This is a genomic window from Pelosinus fermentans DSM 17108 (assembly GCF_000271485.2).
In the GTDB taxonomy this organism is placed as follows: Bacteria; Bacillota; Negativicutes; order DSM-13327; family DSM-13327; genus Pelosinus; species Pelosinus fermentans.
Window position 1 is genome coordinate 713124 of sequence record NZ_AKVN02000001.1, and the last position, 24434, is coordinate 737557.

Annotated in this window: 25 protein-coding genes; 21 read left to right on the top strand and 4 right to left on the bottom strand. The window is 41.3% G+C overall.

The window, feature by feature from the left end; all coding sequences use genetic code 11:
* Positions 1–6: 6 nt before the first annotated feature.
* The 7 genes from FR7_RS03205 to FR7_RS03235 all read left to right on the top strand — a co-directional run bounded on the left by FR7_RS03205 (position 7) and on the right by FR7_RS03235 (position 7285).
* A complete protein-coding gene (locus FR7_RS03205; protein ID WP_007938758.1) occupies positions 7–684 on the top strand; it encodes a TIGR00266 family protein in 678 nt (225 codons plus the stop codon).
* 37 nt (positions 685–721) lie between these two features.
* Positions 722–1447, top strand: coding sequence for a TerC family protein (locus FR7_RS03210; protein ID WP_007938759.1), 726 nt, complete (start codon positions 722–724; stop codon positions 1445–1447).
* A gap of 62 nt (positions 1448–1509) precedes the next feature.
* Entirely contained in the window at positions 1510–2616 is a 1107-nt protein-coding gene (locus FR7_RS03215) for an HpcH/HpaI aldolase/citrate lyase family protein (protein WP_017531297.1), read from the top strand.
* Positions 2582–5089, top strand: a complete 2508-nt coding sequence (locus FR7_RS03220) for a phosphoribosyltransferase (protein ID WP_007938762.1) — start codon at positions 2582–2584, stop codon at positions 5087–5089. Before FR7_RS03215 ends, FR7_RS03220 begins: the two co-directional genes overlap by 35 nt.
* Positions 5089–5916: an HAD family hydrolase gene (locus FR7_RS03225; RefSeq protein WP_007951996.1), complete on the top strand. Its 828-nt coding sequence runs from the start codon at positions 5089–5091 to the stop codon at positions 5914–5916. The genes FR7_RS03220 and FR7_RS03225 overlap by 1 nt, the downstream gene beginning before the upstream one ends.
* A 104-nt stretch (positions 5917–6020) precedes the next feature.
* On the top strand, positions 6021–6254 hold the full coding sequence (locus FR7_RS03230) for a hypothetical protein (RefSeq protein ID WP_007938787.1): 234 nt from the start codon (positions 6021–6023) through the stop codon (positions 6252–6254).
* A gap of 371 nt (positions 6255–6625) precedes the next feature.
* Positions 6626–7285 carry a CAP domain-containing protein gene (locus FR7_RS03235; RefSeq protein ID WP_237769490.1) on the top strand — a complete coding sequence of 220 codons (660 nt, stop codon included), beginning with the start codon at positions 6626–6628 and terminating at the stop codon, positions 7283–7285.
* Between the two features lie 282 nt (positions 7286–7567).
* Here FR7_RS03235 and FR7_RS03240 read toward each other — a convergent pair whose 3' ends face one another.
* Positions 7568–7882, bottom strand: a complete 315-nt coding sequence (locus FR7_RS03240; RefSeq protein WP_007938791.1) for a hypothetical protein — start codon at positions 7880–7882, stop codon at positions 7568–7570.
* A gap of 205 nt (positions 7883–8087) precedes the next feature.
* On the opposite strand from FR7_RS03240, the gene FR7_RS03245 reads away from it, so the two are divergent.
* From FR7_RS03245 to FR7_RS03255, 3 genes are all read left to right on the top strand, one after another.
* The gene (locus FR7_RS03245) at positions 8088–8777 is read left to right on the top strand and encodes a DUF3794 domain-containing protein (protein ID WP_007938798.1); all 690 of its coding nucleotides are present in this window, start codon (positions 8088–8090) and stop codon (positions 8775–8777) included.
* A 38-nt stretch (positions 8778–8815) separates the two neighbouring features.
* On the top strand, positions 8816–9763 hold the full coding sequence (locus FR7_RS03250) for an SPOCS domain-containing protein (RefSeq protein WP_007938800.1): 948 nt from the start codon (positions 8816–8818) through the stop codon (positions 9761–9763).
* A gap of 314 nt (positions 9764–10077) precedes the next feature.
* Positions 10078–10869, top strand: coding sequence for a HipA family kinase (locus tag FR7_RS03255; RefSeq protein ID WP_007951997.1), 792 nt, complete (start codon positions 10078–10080; stop codon positions 10867–10869).
* On the opposite strand, the gene FR7_RS23080 is transcribed toward FR7_RS03255, so the two are convergent.
* Positions 10831–11466, bottom strand: coding sequence for a L,D-transpeptidase family protein (locus FR7_RS23080; RefSeq protein WP_007952000.1), 636 nt, complete (start codon positions 11464–11466; stop codon positions 10831–10833). The two genes, FR7_RS03255 and FR7_RS23080, sit on opposite strands and share 39 nt — an antisense overlap.
* Positions 11467–11696: 230 nt before the next feature.
* On the opposite strand from FR7_RS23080, the gene FR7_RS03265 reads away from it, so the two are divergent.
* From FR7_RS03265 to pth, 11 genes are all read left to right on the top strand, one after another.
* The gene (locus FR7_RS03265) at positions 11697–12167 is read left to right on the top strand and encodes a chemotaxis protein CheW (RefSeq protein WP_007938810.1); all 471 of its coding nucleotides are present in this window, start codon (positions 11697–11699) and stop codon (positions 12165–12167) included.
* 6 nt (positions 12168–12173) lie between these two features.
* The gene (ispE, locus tag FR7_RS03270; protein ID WP_007952002.1) at positions 12174–13043 is read left to right on the top strand and encodes a 4-(cytidine 5'-diphospho)-2-C-methyl-D-erythritol kinase; all 870 of its coding nucleotides are present in this window, start codon (positions 12174–12176) and stop codon (positions 13041–13043) included.
* Positions 13043–13738 (top strand): GntR family transcriptional regulator, encoded by a 696-nt coding sequence (locus FR7_RS03275; RefSeq protein WP_007938812.1) that lies wholly within the window; start codon positions 13043–13045, stop codon positions 13736–13738. Before ispE ends, FR7_RS03275 begins: the two co-directional genes overlap by 1 nt.
* Before the next feature lie 98 nt (positions 13739–13836).
* Positions 13837–14595 carry a nucleotidyltransferase family protein gene (locus FR7_RS03280; RefSeq protein WP_007938813.1) on the top strand — a complete coding sequence of 253 codons (759 nt, stop codon included), beginning with the start codon at positions 13837–13839 and terminating at the stop codon, positions 14593–14595.
* 331 nt (positions 14596–14926) lie between these two features.
* The gene (purR, locus tag FR7_RS03285; protein WP_007938814.1) at positions 14927–15736 is read left to right on the top strand and encodes a pur operon repressor; all 810 of its coding nucleotides are present in this window, start codon (positions 14927–14929) and stop codon (positions 15734–15736) included.
* Between the two features lie 79 nt (positions 15737–15815).
* Positions 15816–17027, top strand: a complete 1212-nt coding sequence (ilvA, locus tag FR7_RS03290; protein ID WP_007938815.1) for a threonine ammonia-lyase — start codon at positions 15816–15818, stop codon at positions 17025–17027.
* Positions 17028–17449: 422 nt separating this feature from the next.
* Positions 17450–18811, top strand: a complete 1362-nt coding sequence (gene glmU, locus FR7_RS03295; RefSeq protein ID WP_007952005.1) for a bifunctional UDP-N-acetylglucosamine diphosphorylase/glucosamine-1-phosphate N-acetyltransferase GlmU — start codon at positions 17450–17452, stop codon at positions 18809–18811.
* 113 nt (positions 18812–18924) lie between these two features.
* A complete protein-coding gene (locus tag FR7_RS03300; RefSeq protein ID WP_007938817.1) occupies positions 18925–19872 on the top strand; it encodes a ribose-phosphate diphosphokinase in 948 nt (315 codons plus the stop codon).
* 282 nt (positions 19873–20154) lie between these two features.
* A complete protein-coding gene (locus FR7_RS03305) occupies positions 20155–20817 on the top strand; it encodes a GNAT family N-acetyltransferase (protein ID WP_017531299.1) in 663 nt (220 codons plus the stop codon).
* Positions 20810–21637 carry a polysaccharide deacetylase family protein gene (locus FR7_RS03310; RefSeq protein ID WP_007952007.1) on the top strand — a complete coding sequence of 276 codons (828 nt, stop codon included), beginning with the start codon at positions 20810–20812 and terminating at the stop codon, positions 21635–21637. Before FR7_RS03305 ends, FR7_RS03310 begins: the two co-directional genes overlap by 8 nt.
* Positions 21634–22191 (top strand): aminoacyl-tRNA hydrolase, encoded by a 558-nt coding sequence (gene pth / locus FR7_RS03315; RefSeq protein WP_007952009.1) that lies wholly within the window; start codon positions 21634–21636, stop codon positions 22189–22191. The genes FR7_RS03310 and pth overlap by 4 nt, the downstream gene beginning before the upstream one ends.
* Positions 22192–22343: 152 nt before the next feature.
* Here pth and FR7_RS03320 read toward each other — a convergent pair whose 3' ends face one another.
* Together FR7_RS03320 and FR7_RS03325 are read right to left on the bottom strand one after the other, a co-directional pair.
* The gene (locus FR7_RS03320; protein WP_007938827.1) at positions 22344–22772 is read right to left on the bottom strand and encodes a universal stress protein; all 429 of its coding nucleotides are present in this window, start codon (positions 22770–22772) and stop codon (positions 22344–22346) included.
* Positions 22773–23035: 263 nt separating this feature from the next.
* On the bottom strand, positions 23036–24400 hold the full coding sequence (locus FR7_RS03325) for a fructose-specific PTS transporter subunit EIIC (RefSeq protein WP_007938829.1): 1365 nt from the start codon (positions 24398–24400) through the stop codon (positions 23036–23038).
* Between the last annotated feature and the right edge of the window lie 34 nt (positions 24401–24434).

Below are 24434 nucleotides of genomic sequence, written 5' to 3' on the forward strand. Positions count from 1 at the left end.
TTTATTGTGGATTACGAGATTTTATATCCGGGTGCTTTTCCATTATTAAAAGTTCAATTAAGGCAGGGCGATTTTTTAAAAGCAGAATCGGATGCTATGGTGTCGATGTCCACAAGTATTGATGTGGAAGGTAAAATGGAAGGCGGGTTTTTAGGTGGTATTGGGCGGATGCTGGCAGGAGAAAAGTTTTTCTTTCAGACTCTTACCGCTCGGCGTGGTTCTGGTGAAGTGACCTTAGCTCCATCCATACCTGGTGATATTATCGATGTCGATTTAGATGGCAGTTATAGTTTGGTTGTGCAAAAAGATGGCTTTCTGGCTGGTTCTACGGGAATTGAAGTCTCCAGTAAAATGCAGAATTTAATGCAGGGGATGTTCTCGGGAGAGGGCTTTTTCACGCTGAAAGTGAGCGGTAAAGGAACGGTATTTTTAAACTCCTATGGAGCGATTCATGCCATTAATCTGGAAGCGGGAGAAGAACGGATTATTGATAATAATCATCTGGTTGCCTGGCCGGATTATATGGATTACAAAATTGAAAAGGCAACATCCGGTTGGATATCTAGTTTTACATCGGGAGAAATGCTGGTCTGCCGTTTTAAAGGGCCGGGGGTAGTGTTGATTCAGACGCGAAATCCGAAAGCTTTTGGTGAGTGGGCAAAAAGCCTGATTCCTGCCAAGTAAAAAATAAAATTTGAAGGATTAAGAGGAGCATCAATAAATGATTGAATTTATTACAGGAATTGCAGGGAGCTATTCCCATTTTTTTAATATGACGGAGTTTCTCGGGGTTATTTATAATCCGGTGAACTGGGCTATTATTGGCAGCCTGATTGTATTGGAAGGGCTTTTATCAGCGGATAATGCTCTAGTACTGGCAATTATGGTAAAGCATTTGCCGAAAGAGCAGCAAAAAAAGGCATTGTTTTATGGTATTCTAGGTGCATACCTCTTTCGTTTCATTGCCATTGGGGTGGGAACCTATTTAATTAAGATCTGGTGGATAAAGGCCGCTGGTGCTTTATATCTACTGTGGATGGCGATTCAGTTCTTTATGAAAAAGAATAAAGAAGATGATGAAACAGCAGTTCCCGAAGCGCCCCATGGTTTTTGGCGTACGGTATTAGCCGTTGAGATCATGGATATTGCTTTTAGTATTGACAGTGTATTGGCCGCTTTTGGGGTTAGTGATCAGGTATGGGTATTGTACCTGGGGGGGATCTTCGGGGTCATGATGATGCGAGGGGTGGCGCAGATTTTCTTGACACTGATTGAACGTTATCCTGAACTGGAAACTACAGCGTATCTTATAATTGGTATTATTGGTGCGAAAATGATGGCATCGGTTTTTAATTATCATGTCAGCCAAGTTGTGTTTTTCTCTACGTTGATTGCTATATTCCTTGGTACTTTTGCGGTCCATCATTTACGTAAACGTACTTCATAATGCGCTACTTCAACTACCTTTCTCCTGAAGAGGAGCAAGCTATCTTTTATTTGTCACCCCAATTGATAAGGGTAGATGATCAGTCTTTGCTAGAGTACGCTTTGGGTGCAACCTTGTATATGCCTGCTACTCGCAAAACCATTGCACAAGATGTAATTAGCGGCAAGTTAAAAGGTTTAATGTCCATGGTTCTGTGTCTGGAAGATGCGATTGGTGACAATGAGGTATCAGAGGCAGAGAGTATGATGAAGCAGCAGATGCAGCAGCTCGCTTTATTCGTCAGCCAAGGCAGTATCACGGCAGCTGATATTCCACTTATTTTTGTGCGAATACGGGATGTAGAACAAATGTGGCGAGTGACTCATTTGTTAGGGCGGGATGCAGCCTTATTAACAGGTTTTGTTTTTCCAAAGTTTACAGCAAAGAATGGCGTTCTTTATTTTGAGGCTCTTGATAAGATTAATAAATGCCAGACGAAGCCTATTTATGGGATGCCTATTTTGGAGTCACCAGAGATTATGTATATGGAGAGCAGGCAAAACAGCCTGCTTGAAGTGAAACAATTGCTGGATTCTTATCGCGAGCTAGTACTGAATGTACGTATTGGTGCAACGGATTTCTCCGGGCTATTTGGTTTAAGGCGCAGTCCCGATATGACGATTTATGATATTTCCGTAATTCGCAGCTGTATTGACAATATTATTAATGTCTTTACTCGATTAGATAGTGGTTATGTGGTATCAGGTCCTGTTTGGGAGTTTTATTCCAGTGAACGTGTTTTAAAGCCTTTATTGCGCCAGGGACCTTTTACGGATAATTTGGGACAAGCAGGGGAAAAGATGCGGGATGCACTTTTAGATCGTTACATGGATGGTTTACTGCATGAGATTGTTTTAGACAAAGCCAATGGATTAATCGGTAAGACAATTATTCATCCAAGTCATATCAAACCTGTACAGGCCTTATGTGTTGTTACCCATGAAGAGTATATGGATGCATGCAGCATCCTGGCGGAATCTCATGGGAATATAGGAGTTGTTTCTAGTGCCTATGGGAATAAAATGAATGAAATCAAGCCTCATACGCGCTGGGCGCAAAAAATAATGACAAAATCAAAAATATATGGGGTGTTTCATGAGCAACATAACTTTACCAGCTTGCTTACCTAAGATGTATTCCTATGATATTTTGGAAAATTTAAAGGTTGAGGTACATGTTGTTACGAATGTTTACAAAATTCCTATCGATAATTTATTTCTTATGGCCGCGCGAAAAAATACAAAACGCGGCTTTTTGTTTGTCAGTAAAATATTGGGGAAGCACATCCCGGTTCATCCACTGATTCCCTTACTTGGAGGTGGGGCTTTGGCATCGCGCTATGCCAGTGTGATGTATCAACAAAGGGATTTTGAGGAGCATTGTGACTTTTCTAAAGCTTTCACGAATTCATCCCTCATGACAGCGACTTGGGAATATATAAAGAGCAATCCTTTGCCCCTGCCGGAAAAAACCTTATTTATCGGCTTTGCAGAAACCGCAACTGCTTTAGGGCATGGCGCTTTTAGCTGCTTTGCCCAGAACGCTAAGTACATCCACACAACCAGGGACAATATTTTAGGTGCCGATATGGTATTGAATTTTGCAGAAGAGCATAGCCACGCCGTGGATCATTATTGTTACGGGATTGAAAGAGAATGGTTTGCCAATGACGAAACAATCGTATTAGTCGATGATGAGATTACTACTGGCAAATCAGCTTTAAATTTCATCCGTGCCATACAGCAGCAATATCCTCGTAAGAAATATGCTGTACTGTCTCTTTTGGATTGGCGTTCAAAAGCAGATAAAAAAAAGTATCTTGAGGTGGAAAAAGAACTGCAGATACAAATTCATACGATTTCCTTGTTATCCGGGGAAATTGCTGTAGAAGGAGAACCTATGACCGATGGGCAGCAGTCTTTTTCTTATGCCGTCCAAAAACATGGAGAGCCGATTGTAGAGAAATTGATTATCAAAGATGATTTAGGTATGGTGAAGAATTTTTCCTCGTTGAATACGAAGAGTGAGGAAAATAATATTCCTTATTTGCATGCCACAGGGCGATTTGGTATTACCAGCCAGGAGCAGAATGATATAGAGAAAGCATATTGCAAGGTTGGCAATTGGCTAAAGCAAAAAAGACAAGGCAAAAATACTTTGTGTCTGGGGACAGGGGAGTTTATGTATATTCCCTTTCGCATCGCGGGCTATATGGGGGAAGGGGTGAATGTACAGTCCACCACCAGAAGTCCGATTTTCCCTGTGCAGCGGGAAAATTACGGAGTACAGCAGGCGATTTGTTTTGCCAATCCAGAGGATGGTTCCATTGTCAATTATGTCTATAATATTCCTCCTGATCACTACGATGACGTCTTTATTTTTTTTGAAAGAGAAGTAGAGGATAACCATTTAGAATCTTTATTGCAGGCTCTAGCGCCAATTGGCGTGAGTAGGATTTATCTTGTAACCTGTGTTAGCCGCAATTTGATCAAACCGGTGATTCCTCATCCTAAATCGATTGGCAGCTACAGCTCCAGGGATGTTGTTTTCCTGCTTAAAAATATTAGTGGACTTGTTCCTGAACTGAATAATCAAATCAGGGAGGCTGCGATACAAGGCGGCAGGCATTATTCAGAAATGCTGCCTGTAGAATATCAGCCTAAGCCTGAATATATGACGTTATTTCAACACATGCTGCAGGAAACTGCCGAGAAGATTGCTTTGGCTGCTGGTAGTGTGGCAGAGCAGATTATTCAGCTTAAAGGGACTGGTATTGTCTTGGTATCACTGGCTCGTGCAGGGACACCCATAGGAATTTTAATTAAGCGTTATATAGAAGAGAAATTTGGTATTTCATTGCCTCATTACAGCGTTTCCATTATTCGCGATAAAGGTATTGATGAAAATGCTTTGCTCTATATCAGGCAGCAGCATCCTGATGCCACCCTACAATTTATCGATGGCTGGACAGGTAAGGGAGCCATTACGAATCAACTCATAAACGCATGTACTATTTTTAATCAAAAATATAGAGAAACAGTTGAACCCGATTTAGCTGTTTTAGCAGATCCGGGGCATTGTGTACGTTTGTATGGGACAAGAGAAGACTTTTTGATTCCCAGCGCCTGCTTAAACTCTACTGTATCAGGGTTAGTGAGCCGTACTGTCCATGTGGCAGAGTTGATTGATAAAATTGACTTTCATGGTGCAAGGTTTTATGAAGAATGGATCAAGGAAGATGTTTCTCTGCTCTTTATTGAGACTATAGTCGACAAGTATCCCCTGATTGCCCATAAAGCCAGCCAGATGGCCCAAAAACATATTCGTGACTTACAGGTACCTACTTGGGCAGGGCTGAATACAATAAAGCAGTTGCAAGATATATTTCATCTGCCTGATATCAATCTGATCAAACCTGGAGTGGGTGAAACCACCCGAGTGTTATTACGGCGCGTTCCTTGGAAAATACTAATCGACAACAAAGAGAATCCTAATTTGCAGCATATTCTCTTATTGGCAAAAGACCGAGGTGTGGCAGTAGAAGAATTTACTGGCATGTCTTATTCTTGCTGCGGCTTGATTAAAACGATGGGAGGAGACTAATGTTATTTGCCAGTGATCTGGATCAAACACTCATCTATTCTGCCCGGTCCTTTCGCTTATTGCCTGATCATAAATCGCCGGCAATGAGTGTAGTTGAAACGTATAATGATCAGGATATCTCCTATATGACCGATGATGCAATCAAACAGCTTTTGCAGCTGGCTTCTCAAGCCTCCTTCGTTCCCGTGACCACACGTACGATAGAACAATTTCGGCGCATTTCTTTATTTCGCGATGCAATTCTTCCTGCCTATGGAGTGGTAAGTAATGGGGGGAATGTACTTGTAAATGGCGTAATAGACCAGGAGTGGAATCAAAAAATAAAAAGCAATGTGTCGCAGATGTGTTTATGTACCCAAGATATACTGTCCCAGTTTGGTGAGATTAGCCATGCTTCATGGACCGGATCTTTAAAATTGGCAGATGATTGTTTTCATTATTGTATCGTTGAGCGAGAGAACATACCAACGGAGGAGCTTGCCAGTTTTTCGTTATGGGCAAAATCTCAAAACTGGAAAATATCATTACAGGGCAGAAAATTATATCTGGTACCGGCGGTAGTAAACAAGTGGCATGCTGTATTATATATACGAGATTTATTAGAAGAAAAGACGGTTGTTGCTGCGGGCGATTCTCTATTAGATCTGTGTATGCTGGAGCAGGCTGATTACGCAATCGCGCCAAGGCACGGGGAAGTCTGGGAGAGTTACTCCAGGGGGACGCTGCCCATTTCATCCGTTCAGTTTACAAAGCAGGCTGGTATTTTGGCGGCAGGGGAAATTTTAGATTATGTTAGTCAGTTTACTGCTTATAAAATGCAGGCCTAAGGAGATAGAAGCATAACCATTTCTGCGCTAGTGATAGTACCTTCTATGCCGTATAACTCATAAATTATAGTGATGCTTCATCATATAATAAAAGGGGTGAGGTCGTGGGAGGGAAAGAAATTCATCTATGGCGATATTGGCCTTTCTGGGGATTGCATTTCGGTGTTCACCTGGCAATCGGCATACTGGCAATGGCAGCTGGTCTGATTGTAGTGGCTAAAGGTCAAGTTTTAAACGGTCTGGCACTATGTGGAGCAGCATTGTTTGCAGTACTAAATGGATGGGCAGGATACAAGCAGCTCTGGAAAAGCAAAAAGCGTAGAATCAATGCTACCTAAGATAAAACAAGCGGCAGATGTCGCTTGTTTTATTTTTTGTACCCATAACTATAGGTTTGTAGACGAAAAGAATATAAGAATTTATGAACCACAAAGGCACAATGCCGCTGATGCGGCACACAAAGGAAACACAAAAGTATAAACCCTTTGTGTCCTTTGCGTCTTTGTGGTTACGTCATATTCTTCGTATCTTCGCGGTTCAAAATTTTTTATGTTTAAGTAACATTTATAGTTATGTAAACATTACCATGAAATAAAAACAGGAATTATTAATAAAAACGCGAATATATATAACCGTATCCAAGATTCAAAATATATTATGTTAACTAGAAAGAGAGGTAATTGCATTGAGACACCGTAAATTATGCAGTATGGCAACTTTGGGATTCATGACAGTTTCCTTGATTACGACATCCTTTGGCAGCATTTTTGCTACTCCTGCTTTTGCAGCTGAACCGGAAACTGCTGCTGTGATTAAGGAAGAGAAGAGTAAGAATAATAAAGACTTGTGGGGAGGACTTTTAGCCGTTGGCGTAATTGCATTAATTGCGGGAAATCATGGCGGAAGTCATGATAATGACTCAGCCAGCAAAAATAGCAATTCGACTTCTGGAAATACTTCCACGACTACTCCTTCCAGTCAGAATGTCACAGCAGATCAAAAGCTGGCTGTTGAGTTACTAAATGCTGACCGAGCTAAAAATGGCTTGAGTGCTTTGAAAACGAATTCGCAGCTAACAAGTCTTGCTGGAGATTATGCGCAAGATATGATTGATCGTAATTTCTTCGCCCATAATAATCCTGAGGGTCAGACACCTTTTGATAGAATGAAGAATGCTGGCATTAGCTATACCTATGCAGGCGAAAACTTAGCTATCAATAGTAATGTGACTGCAGCAGAAACTGCTTTTATGAACAGTTCTGGACACAGGGCAAACATTCTTAATCAGAATTACACAGATGTTGGCGTTGGTGTTCGTTATAATAACAATGGATCAGCTTATGTGGTACAAGAGTTTATTGCTAAATAAATAAAAAAGGATCCTACGGCTTAGCGGCTGTAGGATCCTTTTTACTTATATGATACACTATTTTTTAATTACAAGTATAGAGAATATAAAAAATACTGAACCGCGAAGGTCACGAAGAAATGCAAAGAACGCGAAGTCATATTATATATTTTTAAAGTATATTAAGCTGTTACCAGCGAGCATGACGAAGCAATCCTTTGCACCTTTGTATCCTTCGCGTCTTCGCGTTTCAAACCGTTTTACTGTTTTAATTTGTCCTATTGTGTATGGACCGCTTAAAAACTAGATCGAAACGCCGCATTTTGGACACATGCCGCGATGTCTGTGATAATCAAATTCATGACCACAGCAAGGACATAATTTATAGAGTCGATATTGGCATACTCGATACAGTTTGTAATATGTTTTATAGGTTTTCACACATTCTTTTTCCGTTTTACATTTCATTTTATCCATATCAGAGCACATGGTAGAATAGCAATCATGCTCAGGTTTTTTTTTCATACAAGGCTTTTCACAGTCATCCTGATCATCATCGTCATCCATTTTGCAATAATGAGGTTTGGGTTTATAACAATCATATTTAGGATAATTCATTGAACTAAATCCTCCTTTTATTTAAAAATTTGACATTGGGTTGCTATATTCTATGCACACCAAGGTAAAAGTGTTATGTTGCAATTTCAAAATAGTAAATTATTGATGGGGGTAAAACAAGGAATATCTTTTGCAAAACACTTTTTTGCACATAAAATATCCCACTGGCATATATATAAATAGAACATAAAAGGGGGGGATATGTGTGGATGAGAAAGATACACGCTTAGCTGGTTATAACCAATGTACATTGGGTACTGAGACTGGTCCACAGACCATTATCGTTCGACAGGTAATCGGTGCGGCTGAAGAGCAAAAGGTATTGGATATTCATGTAGTCGTACCAGATAGAAAACCAGCTATTGAGCAAATTGTAGATGTTTTTGTCAAAGATGTATGTATCGATTGTGTTGATGTTATTCATAATAAGGTAATTGTACGCGGGGAATTTGAAATTAAAGCGATCTATGTAGCATATTTGCCTGACCAGCCAGTGCATGCTGTTGAAATTAAACATTTTAAATGGACTCAGGATATTGAAATACCTGGCGCACGCAGAGGTATGGATGCAGATGCAAATGTTATTGTAGAATTTGTTGATTATGATGTAGATTGTCACAGCCGTGCTTACAAGTACAAATATGGTGATAATGATTGTGACGGTAGTTGCAATGACCACCACCATCACAATGATGATTGTGATGATGATTGTGACGATGATTGCGATAATCATCATGATGATTGCGATGACAATGGCCACCACCATCACCATCACAGATGGACTCGTCACTTTGATGTATCCGTAGTGCTTAAGATTGTGGCTAAAGTTATGGCGGATCGTCAAGTGCAAATTGGCGGCACAAGCGGTACGATGCCAACTCAACCAAAAGGATGAGCTTGAAAAACCTATTTCGTTAAAAGGGGGGGAGTTTAATGAGTGATGATACAAGGCAAGATTCTGATGAAACTATTGAAAGAGCAATTAATGATGAAATGATTTGCGGATGTCCAGAACCGGGTCCGGAAACTATTTCCGTAGAACAGGTTCTAGGGGCAGAAATGAAACAGAAGGTTGTCGAATTTGATATGTTTGTACCGGATCCTAAGCCTGATATTGAACAAGTTATTGATGTATATGTAAAAGACGTCGACATCGATAGTGTAGATGTTATTATGAACAAAGTAATTATTCGGGGAGATCTGGAAGTCAAAGTCATGTATGTAGCCGATTTGCCAAACCAGCCTGTTCATGCATTTGAGAGACGTCATGTACGCTTTACCCGAGATATCGAAATTGAGGGTGCTGAACCTGGCATGGATGCTAGTGCTGATGTTGTCGTTGAATATGTGGATTATGATTTTCATTGCCATCATGACAGGCGCAAAGTGCATATCACCATTGTTCTTAAATTCTGGGCACGTGTTCTTACTACTACGGAAATGGACGTATATGGATTAACACCTATACCTGGTGCTGGACCAGTGGAATATACCAGCGCAAATGCACAAAATGGCACATATTCTTCTGGCATGCTCGGAGATGATGATTATGTTTCTGCATCCCAGACAGGCGGTGGAGATATAGAGGGCACCGGTATTGACAATGTGATTGTCACAGGACCTGGAATTACGCAGACGGCTGGAACAATGATGGGCATTAGCGGAACGGCTACGATCACGGGAAATTCTGTTAATATCCGAACCGGCCCAGGTACAAATTTCCCTGTAGTAACCAAGGTCAATACAGGGGAACGAGTAACGATAAAAGAACAGGCTTTTGGTTGGTATAAAATAGTTCTTTCCGGTGGTACGACTGGATGGGTTGCTAGCTGGTTAGTTAATACTGGCACTGGTACTGTACCGACAGCCCCTAAAGGGTAATGAGTGCATTAAAATACCGCACAATCTGCTTGCGATCAAGTAGATTGTGCGGTGTTTGTTTCTAAATAGAGAATTTTCAAGGAGAACGTTAAACGCAGAGGGCACAGAGTTCGCAGAGAGCACAGAGATTTTAACCTTATCTATTTTTTTCTCAGTGTTCTCTGCGCCTCTGCGGTTCGGTTTACTTTCTATGTTTTAAAGGACGCGGAGCATTTTTCTTATGAAATAATTTTTAGGGTAGGAGCATATAGTGTATCATGTGCTTTTGAAAATGGATTGATCTGTCATATTTTTAAAATTAAGGGGGGAAAATAGTGCTTACTGCTGTTGAATATCTTGGCTCAGTGGGAGTGGGAGTAACAGTACCCCGTGTATTTCGTGCGGATGATGGTAATATTTATGTTGTTAAATTACAAAGTAATCCCATGGGTACGAAAGTATTGGTGAATGAATATATAGCATGCTGGTTTGGTGAACGAATGGAGCTGTGTTTCCCTCCAAGTGATCTCATTCAGATCGAGGAGCAGGTCTTAAAAAAAAATAAATCGCTGCGAGCTACTGGTTTACGCGCTAAGATTCATTTTGCCAGTCAATATATACCAAGTAATAAATATGTTGTAAGGACAAATCTATCTAAGGCAAGTAATAAGAGCGCGATGGCAGGAGTGATGTTGTTTGATCATATGTTTCATAATATTGATCGAACAAAGAACCGTAAAAATCTGTTAGTACGTTTACAAGATTCTGCTTATGTGCTATACGCTATCGATAATTCCCATTTGTTTGTACGTGGACGATGGAATATTAAAACGTTAGAAAAATTGGCAGAAAAAATTGTTGTAAACCGGCGTAGAGCATATGGCTGGCTGTTGACTTATTTTTTTACTTCTGGAGATTTTAGCCCTTATGCTGCTAGAGTTAGGGAGATTAAAAAGGAAGATTTAGTCCAGCTAGTAGAATCGATCCCCCAGGAATGGCTGCCTAAAATTGAGGAACGAGATGCACTTTTCAATTATATGCTTAGAAGATGTCAGATGGTGGATCAGATTGTTTTACGGTTATGCCAGTCAATTCCGGATGTAAACAGGCGTACCCACTTTTACTAAAGGGTAGATTTGCTCTACATTTTGATTATGCATGCGAATACAGCCATTTGAGACCATGGTGCCAATCAGCCAGGGACGATTTGTTCCATGAATTCCATACGAATCATAATTGAGACCTAACCAGCGAGTTCCTAAGACGCCTCCAGGATTCATGACTTTGAGTGCAATTGCATAGTTTCCCAGTGGCGTGGGGGTTGTTAGTTTACCAATACCTACCGGATATTGATGTATTGGTGTATTGCCATTAAATAGTGTTAGTTGACGAGATGAGGTTGTAATTAGAATATTAGCCCTTGGCAAAGAGAAATCCGCTCTTTTGGCGGCTGGTGATAGGGGAGTAATGGTCGTGGTAGTTGCCTGATGCAAACGGCAATAGGTGAGAGGATCTACGATGCCAGTTGCGGGTAAGTTTTCTTTTTCTTGAAATAAAGTAATTCCACGAATGGTCTGGGTATCGTATTTCTGATGAATCGGTCCCTGGTATAGATTCTTATGGAGCAACAATTGTTGTATTTCCCCAATGAGGGGATGTTCACTTTCTTCTTCAAAGGCAATGGATGCTAACCTGTGAGACAAATAGAGTGTACGAACATTCACAACATACACCTCCTGCAAGATCTTTAGTTATTATATGTAAGTAGAGTTTGGCTGGTGCCATGCATCTTTAACCAAGGACTTGCAGGAATAAAGAGGGGTACATGCAAAATAAAGAAATTGGACAAAATAATTGTATAAAATATTACTGGTATTTGCAGGCAAACACCGCTATAATATCGAATATAATAATAAATTTGATCTTTTGATGAATTATGGAGGTGCATTGCCATATGGAAGATATAAAATTAGAAAATGAATTGCAGTTGGTCACATTTAAACTGGCCAGTGAGGAATATGGGCTTCCGATTACGAAAGTTCAGGAAATTAACCGTTTATTGCCAATTACCAAATTACCTCAGACACCTTCGTTTATGGAGGGAATTATTAATCTTAGAGGCCGTATTATCCCTGTTATCGATTTAAGAAAAAGATTTCAATTGCCGATTACGGAGCATAATGATGATACACGTATTATCGTTGTAGAAATTAATGGACAAACAGTAGGTGTGACTGTTGATGCTGTGACAGAAGTCGTGCGGCTAAGTGCTGCAGATGTAGAGGATCCTCCTGCTTCCATCGCTGTAGATTCTCGTTATATTAATGGCGTAGGTAAGATTGACGATCGCTTAATTATTTTATTGGATAGCAATCAAGTTTTAACAGCACAAGAGGAAATTGCTGTTAAACAATTAAATGATTAGATGAGTATGCTAACGGTAAAGGGAAATGCAAAAATTAATCTAACGTTAGATGTTCTTTATAAGAGAGAAGATGGGTTTCACCAAGTAGAAATGATTATGCAAGCCATCGATCTTGCCGATGTGCTGCGTTTAGAAGAAAGGTCATCGGGTAATATTAGTATTACAGCTACAATTGCTCGCCTGCCTTGTGACCAGAGAAATCTGGCATATCGTGCAGCAGCTCTTATAAAAGAGACTTGCCAAGTAAAAAGCGGTGTACATATTTTTATTGATAAAAAAATTCCGGTGGCTGCTGGCTTGGCGGGCGGTAGTACAGATGCTGCCAGTGTCTTATTAGGCCTAAATCGTTTATGGAAACTGGGCTTAACCATTCCTGAATTGGAATTGTTAGGAAGTAAGCTGGGGTCGGATGTGCCTTTTTGTATAAAGGGAGGAACCATGTTAGCTACAGGGCGGGGCGAAATTCTCCAGCCTCTTGCCGATATTAAGCCTTGTTTTGTAATATTGGCAAAACCTTCAGTAAGTGTTTCTACGGCCTGGGTATATCGTCAGTACCAAGGACAGAATGTGAAAGTTCATCCGAATACCGCTGGAGTAAAATCCAGTCTGGATCAGGGAGATTTAGTGGGAGTAGCTAAGGGATTGTGTAATGTCTTAGAATCTGTAACCATTCCAGTCCATCCTGAAATAAGAAAACTGAAACAAGCTATGGTGCAACATGGAGCAATGGCTAGCTTAATGTCAGGCAGCGGTCCTACTGTTTTTGGTCTGGCAGAAGATCAGGCTAAGGCAGAATACATTGCACAGAAGCTTAAAAGTCAATATGCTGCTGACATATTTGTTACTAAAACAGTAGGAAGAAGTGAGGGAATATAATGGAACGCCGATTATTGCCAATAAAATTAGACAGTTATCAGCCCCTCAGGGAAGTGGTCTGTGAAACCTTGCGTAATGCAATCGTTTCAGGTGTTTTGCAGCCTGGTGAGCGCTTGATGGAGATTCAAGTAGCCGAAGAGCTGGGGGTAAGTCGCACTCCTGTACGGGAAGCCATTCGTAAATTGGAACTGGAAGGATTTGTGGTCATGATACCCCGTCGTGGTACGTATGTATCCGATCTTTCCATTAAAGATATCACGGAAGTCTTTGAAGTGCGTACTTCTTTGGATATTTTAGCCGCAGGACTGGCTGCAGAGCGTATTACGGAAGAAGAACTTGAACAGATGGAACGTCTGCTGGTGGAAATTGGCGGCTATATTGAACAAAATGACATGGAAAAGATTGTAGAAGCCGATAGCCAGTTTCATGATATTTTGTATCGGGCCAGCCGCAATGAACGTCTTGTGGGTATTATCAATAATTTGCGGGAGCAATTGACTCGTTTTCGTTCATTGTCGATGTCATATCCAGGGCGTCTCAAAGCGATGTTTGCCGAACATACTCGCATGGTAGAATCATTAGGGCAGCGCAATGTGGCTTTAGCTCAGCAGTTTGCCGGAGAGCATATGGCGAATGCGGAACAAGTTTTATTAAAAAATATGCTGGAACGCGGAGCGGATTCGAGTGAAGAATAGTTTTTAGGTTTTTGGGATAGTATATAGAAGACTTGTGTTTTACCTGATGATCAAGTCTTCTGTATTTATACGCATATTCGCATGGGAGGTTTGGGTTTATGTATGATGCCATTATACTGGCTGGCGGTGAAAATAATGAACATTTGACTAAGTTTTCATCTCAGCCGTATGAGGCGATGATTGAAATAGCTGGTAAGCCTATGGTGACCTTTGTGGCAGATGCATTGGCTGCTTCCCTCCAGGTGAAACGGATTTTTATCATGGGACCAATTCTACAATTAAAAAAATGTACCTTTCCTAAAGATACTATTTTACTTGAGGGAGGCCGTACCCTTATTGAAACGATTCAACTAGGGATCAAGGCTCTTGGACATGAGAATAAGGTATTAATCGTTACGGCTGATATTCCTCTTTTAACACCAGATGCCATTACTGATTTTCTTCGTCAATGTGACGAGGTCGAGGCCGATTTGTATTATCCGATTGTGAGTAAAGAAATCAATAATAAATGTTATCCCCAAAGCAAACGTACGTATGTGAGATTTAAAGATGGAACCTATACTGGCGGCAATATTTTTTTGGTGAATCCGGCAATTGTACCTCAATGCCTGACTGTAGCTGAAAGATTGATCAATAATCGCAAGAATCCATTTAAACTTTGCTGCTTATTAGGATGGGGATTTGTTTTACAATTTTTACTGGGCACATTAAGCTTGACTAAAGTAAAAGAAAGAGTGGAGATCTTATTGGGTATCACCGGCTCTGTGGTTCAGTCCAGCTATCCTGAGTTGGGGATTGATGTAGACAAACCTAGTGACTTAGAGTTGGTACGGACTACCTTTTCTTTCCGTATATAATATAGACCAGCAAGACTTGGCATACGCCAAGTCTTTTCTTATAAGCAATGACAGGTAAAAGAACGGTTGAAACGCGAAGACGCAAAGACGCTGGCGCGTACACGAAGGACACAAAGGAGGGGATTTTTTTATTTTTCTCTGTGGATCTCTGTGCCCTCTGTGTTCAAAACGTTCTTTTTATGTTATATTTTTTATAACTTTTTCAAAAATAGTGATATAATATAAAAAAAGTACATATCTTGCAGGTATTTCATTTTTTGCGGAGAAAGTGAATGAAAATATTAAAAAATATAATAATATTCGGTGTTTTCATGATGGAGGATAAAAAGTAATGACTAAGGTACGGAGAGTAGAAAGAATCGTAGCCCTCACCAAAATGCTAATGGATATGCCAGGGCATTTATTTTCATTAGGACACTTTAGTAACTTGTTTAGTACAGCAAAGTCAACTTTAAGTGAAGATATGGTAACAATAAAACAATCCATGCAGGAATTCGGCTTAGGAACAGTGCAAACCGTATCAGGAGCATCTGGTGGCGTAAAATATGTGCCATATCCTTCGGAGGAACGCATTAATCATATGTTGACGCAGATGGCAAAGCAGCTTTCCGATCCAGACAGGATCATTCCTGGAGGATTTTTGTACATGTCGGATATTTTATTCACGCCTGAATTAATGATGCAGGCTGGCGAAATTTTCAGGGCAAGATTTTCCAGTGTAACCCCTGATTATGTTATGACCGTGGAAACCAAAGGGATTCCCTTGGCATTTTCTACTGCCCGGGCTTTTGGTCTGCCTTTGGTCATTGTGCGGCAAGGGAGTAAAGTTACAGAGGGACCTTCAGTAAGTATCAACTATGTGACGGGCTCTACCAAACGGATTCAAACTATGTCTCTGCCTAGACGGGCATTGCCATCCGGATCTAAAGTATTAGTGATTGATGATTTTATGAAAGCTGGGGGTACAGCTCAGGGAATGATTGATCTGGCAAATGAGGTGGGGGCTCAAGTGGTAGGTACCGGTGTACTCATCGCAACCATTGAACCGGAAAAAAAATTAATAGAAGATTATTTGGCATTATTGATGCTCCACGATGTTGGGCAGCATACTAAGATGATTGACATTCGACCCGTATTGTAGAAAGAATTGTATATCCATTCATAAATTGGGGAAAACGAGTTAAAAATAAGGATGCTCTTACATATGGAGGAAAAGTGATATGCAAAAAAATATTAGTTTGGCAGATGTTCAGCAAGCTCATCAAGCAATGTACAATGTGGTTCATCATACACCTCTGGATAAAAGTGTTACATTTAGCGGCATGGCTGGTTATGATGTATATTTAAAACTAGAAAATTTGCAAAAAACAGGGTCATTTAAATTACGCGGTGCTTATAATAAGATCCATTCTCTAACGACAGAGGAAAAAGCGAGGGGGGTTATTGCAGCTTCCGCAGGTAATCATGCACAAGGGGTAGCTTATGCTGCCAGAATGATGAAAACAAAGGCTACGATTGTAATGCCTGAGATCGCACCTTTAGCTAAGGTGATGGCTACCCGGGGGTATGGTGCTGAAGTTGTTTTGAGTGGAACGGTGTATGATGATGCTTTTCATAAAGCCCAGGAATTAGAAGTAGAGACGAAACAGACTTTTATTCATGCTTTTAATGATGAAGCGGTCATTGCCGGGCAAGGGACCATCGGGCTTGAAATACTCCAGGAACTTGAAGATGTTTCTGCCATCGTAGTTCCCATAGGTGGCGGGGGATTGATTGCGGGTATTGCATTAGCCGTAAAAGAATTGGCGCCTCATGTGAAAATTTATGGTGTGCAAGCTCAAGGCGCTCCGGCAATGTATATGTCGAAACATGCTCATGTGCTTAAAAGTACGCCAGATGCTACGACAATTGCCGATGGTATTGCTGTTAAAATACCTGGGGATATTACTTTCCCTATTGTAGAGCAGTATGTGGATGATATTGTTGTAGTGGATGATGAGGCGATTGCTGGTACCATTTTAATGATGTTAGAAAGAGCAAAGTTAATGGTAGAAGGTGCTGGAGCCATTGCTTTGGCTGCTATACTCAATCATAAAATTCCAGCCCATGGCAAAGTGGTTAGCGTGGTGTCTGGAGGAAATGTTGATGTCAATTTCATTTCTCGCATTATTGAACGGGGACTGGTTAAGGCTGGCCGCCGTATTAAAATTTCTACGCAAATTACAGATCGCCCGGGTTTATTACAGCAATTATTAACGGTAATTGCAAATTCAAGGGCAAATGTAATTGCTGTTTTTCATGATAGGGTAGAACAGAATGTGCCAATCGGGCAGGCGATTATCGAGATTAGCTTAGAGACACGGGATGCACTGCACACGGAGCAGATTTTAACCAATTTACGTAAGCATGGATATAGCGCTAAGATTATCTAGTACCTTGTCAGTCTTAAAGCAGTAGAGAATGGCGAGGCTATTTTTCGCAGCGCAAGGCGGAGGAAGGAGGCATACCGTTAGTATGCTAACTGACGACAACGAAGTGGTGCGGAAAATAGACCGCCAGTATTCACTGGATTAAGGCTGATAAGGTACTAGTACCTTGACCGAGTTAAACAAAATATAACTTTGTCAAGGTACTAGAATATTCATTATTATTAAACTTTAGTATTTTAGGCAGGAATGTTGAAATTGATGTCGAAAATTAAAGAAGTTTGGGGGGAATGGATACAAAATTCATTACCCAATGATTAGGTGAAGATCGGATAAGTTCGGCTGCGACTGGCGGTGGCGTTAAAACTCCACCGCCAATCAAGTCTTCTTTAAGAAGGATCGAGTCTGGATGGAATGGAGGAAGGTTAATGTCTGATTTACTAGCGGTGGTTTTAGCGGCAGGTAAGGGTACACGAATGAAGTCGACCTTGCCCAAGGTGTTACATCAGATTGGTGGTAAGCCAATGGTGCAGCATGTGCTGGATGCAGCTCATATGGCTGGAGCTAAAGAAAAAGTTGTGATTGTTGGCTTTGGAGCAGAATGTGTTGAAGCAACGTTAGGAAAGCAAGCAGAGTTTGTTGTACAAAAGGAACAACTGGGAACAGGCCATGCTGTTATGCAGGCCAGGGATTTCTTGCAGGAATTTGATGGAACCGTTATGGTGTTATGTGGTGATACACCCTTGCTAAAAGGAGAAACCCTTGAAAGACTCTATGCTGAGCATAAAGCTGCAAACGCATCGGCTACAGTGTTAACAGCTCGCATGGAGAATCCAACGGGTTATGGACGTGTGGTTCGTGATGCCAGTGGGCGAGTCTTAAAGATTGTAGAACAAAAAGATGCCAATAGCAGGGAACTTGCTGTTAATGAAATTAATACAGGAATTTACTGTTTTGAGCGTGCTGCTTTGTTTGAAGCATTGCAGAATACCAATTGCGATAATATGCAGGGCGAGTATTACTTAACTGATGTAATTGGTATATTAGCAACATCTCATGCTAAGGTATGGGCTGTGGGCGTAGATGATTTCCAGGAAACACTTGGAATTAATTCTCGTATGCAATTAGCTGAAGCAGAAAAGATATTTAGAAAGCGGAAGTTAAAAGAATTAATGGATCATGGTGTTACCATCATGGATATTGACAGTACCTTTATTGACCAGGAAGTTTCTATCGGTGCTGATACTGTAATTTATCCTTTTACATGGATTGAAGGATCTACGGTGATTGGAGAGAATTGTCAGATCGGGCCAAATAGCCGTATTAAAAATAGCAAGATTGGCGATTGCGCTACCTTGCATTTTATCTATGCCCATGATTGCGAAGTGGGTGATGATGCGATAGTGGGTCCTTATGTTCACTTGCGGCCCAATACGGTGTTAGCAAAAGGTGTTAAAATTGGGAATTTTGTAGAGGTTAAGAATTCTCAAGTTGGAGTAGGGAGTAAGATTCCTCATTTAAGCTATATTGGTGATACGGATATGGGAGAAAAGGTTAATATTGGCTCAGGCACCATAACGGTAAATTATGATGGTAAGAACAAGAATCGCACTACGATTGAGGATGGAGCTTTTATTGGTTGTAATACCAATTTAGTAGCACCTGTGACGGTAGGGAAAGGCGCTTATGTAGCTGCGGGCTCAACAATTACGAAGAATGTGCCAGCAGACGCATTAGGTGTAGCCAGATCTCGCCAAAGCAATATTGAGGGCTGGGTAACCAAGAAATAGTACTGTGTTGCAAAAAAAATAGGTAGCATTAGAGAATCGATAATAGCCCTTTAATGCGTTTATGATAGATGTATTCTGTGACAAAAAGCATAATCAGGAGGTAACGTTTTACAATGGAAGATATGAAGAGATTGCGGATTTTTTCCGGTAATGCCAATCCAGGGTTGGCCAAGGAGATTGCTGACCATTTGGGTCTTACTATGGGGAATGCTTTTGTGGGGCATTTTAACAACGGAGAGACGCAAGTCATCATTGATGAGAGTGTGCGCGGTAAAGATGTATTTATTGTGCAACCTACTTGTAATCCTGTGAATGACAGCATGATGGAACTTTTAATTATGGTAGATGCTGCTAAACGGGCTTCTGCGCGTACAGTTACGGCGGTAATTCCTTATTATGCTTATGCGAGGCAAGATCGCAAAACCCGGGGACGTGAGCCCATTTCTGCGAAACTCATTGCGGATTTATTGACGACCGCTGGAGTGAATCGTGTCTTGACAGTGGACTTGCATGCAGGGCAGATTCAGGGATTCTTTGATATTCCTGTAGATCACATGCCGGGTGTGCCTTTATTAGCTGATTATGTTCGTTCTAAGAATTTAGATGATCTGATTGTTGTATCGCCGGATTTGGGTGGCGTTACCCGGGCGAGACAATTAGCAGATCGACTGCATGCACCGATTGCAATTATTGAAAAACGCCGCCCCATGCCTGGTGTAGCAGAAGTCATGAATTTGATTGGTAATGTAGAAGGAAGAACCGCTGTTATGATTGATGATATTGTAGATACGGCTGGATCTTTGACAGAAGGTGCTAATGCATTAATTAAATTTGGTGCAAAGGAAGTCTATGCCTGTTGTACACATGGTGTTTTAAGTGATCCTGCTGTGGCTCGCATTGAAGCATCCACGATTAAAGAACTTGTAATTACCAATACGATTCCTTTACCTCCAGAAAAAGAAAATGCAAAAATAAGGGTATTATCGATTGCGCCTCTTTTGGGTGAGGCCATTCTTAGGATTTTTGGTGAACTTCCAGTAAGTAGAATGTTTGACGAATAATCCATATCGCAAAGAAACAGGGCGCATCATGCGTCCTGCTTTTTGCTATACTAGAAATTATAAGTTATAAGAGAAAAAAATTGAAACGCGAAGGCGCGAAGATGCGAAGGACAGGTAGGATATAATATGGTTCCCGACCTGTCCTTCCTACTCTTCGTATCTTCGTGTTTCAAAAGGTTTTTGCCTTTATCCTCTGGTTTAAGTAAGATATTCCAACCTGCGTTTCTGATGTTTTTTCTCTGTCTGTCATATGATATAATTCCAGTAAGGTTGGTGATGATAATGGAAAAGTGGGGAGCAAATGGGGAAATAAGCATAGAGCAGGCTGGGATCGCTGATATTTCAGCTATTGCAGCTTTATTTACCGCAAGTTTTGATGAGAGTGTACGGCATCATTGCGGAGGGAAGCTGCCAAAACCCCAGGCCATGCAGGATGTATTTACATTAGTATACCAGGCAGAACCCCAGGCTGCATTAGTGGCTCGCACGTTATCAGGAAAAGTGGTTGGTTACTGCTTTGCCCCCACACAATTATCGAATCTATGGTTCAGGGCATTATCAAGAGGGCATTTGCTGCGATGGGCGTGGCGCTGGCTAACGGGACAGTATGGGTTTGGCTTGCACCCTGTGAAGGTGATTGTCATGAATAAAATAGCATTTCTCTCTTCTGCTGTAACTCCTATGAAAAGGGCCAATGCTCGGATTTTATCCATTGCTGTAGCACAGGAGGTTCGGGGGCAAGGGGTGGCTGGTAAGCTTTTAGACAAAGCAATTCAATATTTCTCCCAAAGAAAGGCAACCCTCGTGCGTTTGGAAGTGCGTCCTAATAATGCTGCTGCTCTTTCATTATATAAGAAATGGGATTTTATCCCTGCTGGTTATACAGAAGATTCTCAGGGCAAGTGGTTGATTATGTTTAAAGAAATGGAGCGTCATCATGTTTGATCTAGAAATACGCTTGATTAATATGCTGGGACTACTAACCATAATTGTAATCGTTGGTTTAGTGCTAGATTATCGTAATGTTTTAAAAAAGCCGATGCGTATGGGAATGAGCTTAGCTATATTGGGGATTACGGCGGGTATTTTTTTAACTTTGAGCGCTGTACTGCCAGAAAATGATGTGTTTGGCAGAGTGTTTTCCAATACTAAAACTACGCAGAAGGTGGTAGCACTTACTTTTGATGATGGTCCGTACCCGCCATATACAGAGCAAGTACTGGATGTGCTAAAAGAATATCATGTACCTGCTACTTTCTTTGTTGTTGGGCAAAATGTTGAAAAATATCCTGAACTGGTAAAACGTATTGCTGATGAGGGACACCAGATTGGAAATCATACCTATCATCATATTGACTTATTAAAAGCAAATCGCAAGGATATTGCAAAAGAAATCGATAATACCAATAAGGCGATTTTAGCAGCTTCAGGTGTAAAACCGCACCTTATGAGGCCGCCTCATGGCTTTCGTGATCCTGTAGTCATGGAGATGATGGCAGAACGTAACTTGAAGGTTGTGGAGTGGTCTGTTATGAGCCGTGATTGGACCAATCCGGGTGTGGATGTTATTGTGGAGCGTACCGTAAAGAAAGTGAAAAATGGTTCCATTATTCTTCTGCATGACGGAGATGGCATAACGTCTCAGGCTTCTCGTATACAAAGTGTAGAAGCGGCGCGACATATTATTCAAATTCTGTCGGCGCAGGGGTATAAATTTGTAACCGTGGATGAAATCTTAGAAAAAACGGAGGACGTGAAAGGGTGAAAATCGTAGTAGGCCTTGGTAATCCAGGGCAGCAATATAGCGCAACTCGCCATAATATAGGTTTTATGGTTGTTGATGAATTGGCTCAGCGCTTAGGCATTGATAGATGGAGAAATCAGAAAGAGGCATTGGTTGCTGAATATAAAGGAAATGACACCATATTACTGGTTAAGCCTCAGACATATATGAATTTGAGCGGCGTGGCTGTGGGAGAACTGGCTCGTTGGTATAAGGTTGCCGTAGAAGATATTATTATTATTTTTGATGATATGGATTTGCCTACAGGTCGCTTGCGTTTACGAATGAAAGGGGGTTCAGGAGGACATCGGGGCATTGAATCTTTATTAACACATTTAAGCAAGGATTCTTTTCCCAGGGTTCGTGTAGGTATCGGTCGTCCTCCTGCAGGATGGCAGGTAGTGGACTATGTTCTGAGTTCTTTTACTGCTGAAGAACAGCCTTTAGTGAAATCAGCCATTGAAAAAGCTGCTGATGCAACGGAGAGTATCCTAGAGCAAGGCATGAATAAAGCTATGAATTTGCATAATAAATGATCAGAAAACGAGGAGCATTCTGTAAAACAAAGCAATTAACCGCGAAGGGCGCGAAGTATTACAAAGGGCGCGAAGGGGTATTTAATTTTCCCCTTCGCGCCCTTCGTGTCCGCGTAAGCGGCTTTGCGTCTTCGCGTTTCAACCGTTCTTTTTTACTTAACGACCAATACCGGTATTTTCGAGTAGGTTACCAATTTGTGGGCGACGCTGCCTAACAATAAGGCACCAAATCCGCCGTGTCCTCGGGTGCCGCAAATGATAATGTCTGCATTGATTTTTTGAGCATACTTGATAATCGCATCCGCAGGATTGCCTTCTAAAGTAACCACTGTAGCTGGTACATTATGCTCTGTATAAAGGGACTTAGCCAAATCTGTTAACTCGCTAATGTGAGCACGACGAGATTTTTCCAGTGCTGTCACATTCGAAGCTGTTTCAATTGCCAGTAGGGCCATTGATTCAAAAATAGTGGTGATATGTGTCTGGGCTCTATTTTCTTTGGCGAAGTCAATGGTCCACCGTAATGCCTTGTTGCTGCCATCAGAACCGTCAAAGGCTAAGACTATGTTTTTGATAGACATAGCAAGACCTCCCTTATCGTAATACATAAGAGTTCTTCGCAGAAAAAAGGAACTCCTTCCAGATTCAAAGAAGAAATCGATTAAAATTCAGAAATTTACGACAAATAGAAACAGACTCATAAAACATAGCCGTTGAAACGCAAAGGCACAAAAGACGCTTATGCAGGAACAGAGAACACAAAGGCGTAGAATCAATACGTCTTTTGTGTTCTCTGTGTTTGTTTTCTAGCAGCGCTGAAAAACTTGAATATAAATTGTGAGTCTTATTTAGCAGGACTCTTTTTTAAGAGGATAATCAGAAGAGCCGTGAGAATCGTTCCAATGGCAATAGCTGCAACATACATGCCAAGATTACTTACAGCGTTTGGAATTAAGAGGACAAAAATACCACCGTGAGGTGCGCGTAAAGCACAATTAAATAACATGGATAATGCTCCTGTAATTGCAGAACCAGCTACAAGTGCGGGAATAACCCGGAAGGGATCTGCTGCTGCAAAGGGAATAGCACCTTCTGTAATAAATGAGATGCCCATAACAGAGGCCGCTTTACCAGCTTCTTGTTCTTCTGGCGTAAACTTGTTTTTAGCCAGAACGGTAGCTAAGGCCAACCCTAAAGGAGGTGTCATGCCAGCAGCCATAATGGCTGCCATTGGTTCAAACACACTGCTGCTTAATAAAGCCACGCCAAAGGCATAAGCAGCTTTATTGATAGGGCCACCCATATCAAAGGCCATCATTCCGCCGAGGATAAGCCCCAGGAATCCTGCATTGGCAGAAGTCATGCCTTTTAATGTTTGAGTCATGAGATCCATAATGGCTTTGACTGGGGTGCCGATAACATAAACCATTAAAAGTCCGACCAGTAGAGTAGAGAAGAATGGAATAATAAGTACAGGTTTTAAACCTTCTAAGCTTTTGGGAAGTTTTACATAATTTCGAATCCATAAAGCAATATAACCAGCGCAAAAACCGGCAATAATGCCACCCAGGAATCCAGAACCGATTTGGGCCGCCAGCATGCCGCCGACAAGACCGGGAACCAGACCAGGACGGTCGGCGATGGAGTGGGCAATGAAACCTGCTAATAATGGTACCATGAGGGCAAAAGCAGCACCGCCGCCAATGTCCATTAAAGCTGCAGCTAATGTTCCCTTTTCTTTAGCAGCATCAATACCGAAAATGAAAGATAAAGCAATAATTAAACCACCGGCGGATACTAGGGGAATCATATAAGAAACGCCGGTCATAAGATGTTTGTATGGACCGCTGCGTTTATTCTTCTCGGGCTCTTTTGACGCTGTAATTTTCTCATCCGGGCTGTTTGGTTTTTTTGCGTTCATTGCGCTTTCGATGAGTCCTTTCGGATTTTTAATGGCTTCTTGTACAGGAGCATTAATAATAGGTAATCCCGCGAATTGTTCTCTATCGACTTGGGTATCTGCTGCAATAATAAGCGCATGAGCTTCTTTGATGTCTTGTGGGGTGATTTCATTTTCCACACCCACAGAGCCTCTTGTTTCTACCTTAATTTCAATTCCCATGGCTTTTGCAGCCATCTGCAGAGATTCCGCCGCCATATAGGTATGGGCAATACCTGTTGGGCATGATGTAATGGCTAATAATTTCATGATACAATCCTCCTCTATTCATATTAGGGAAAAT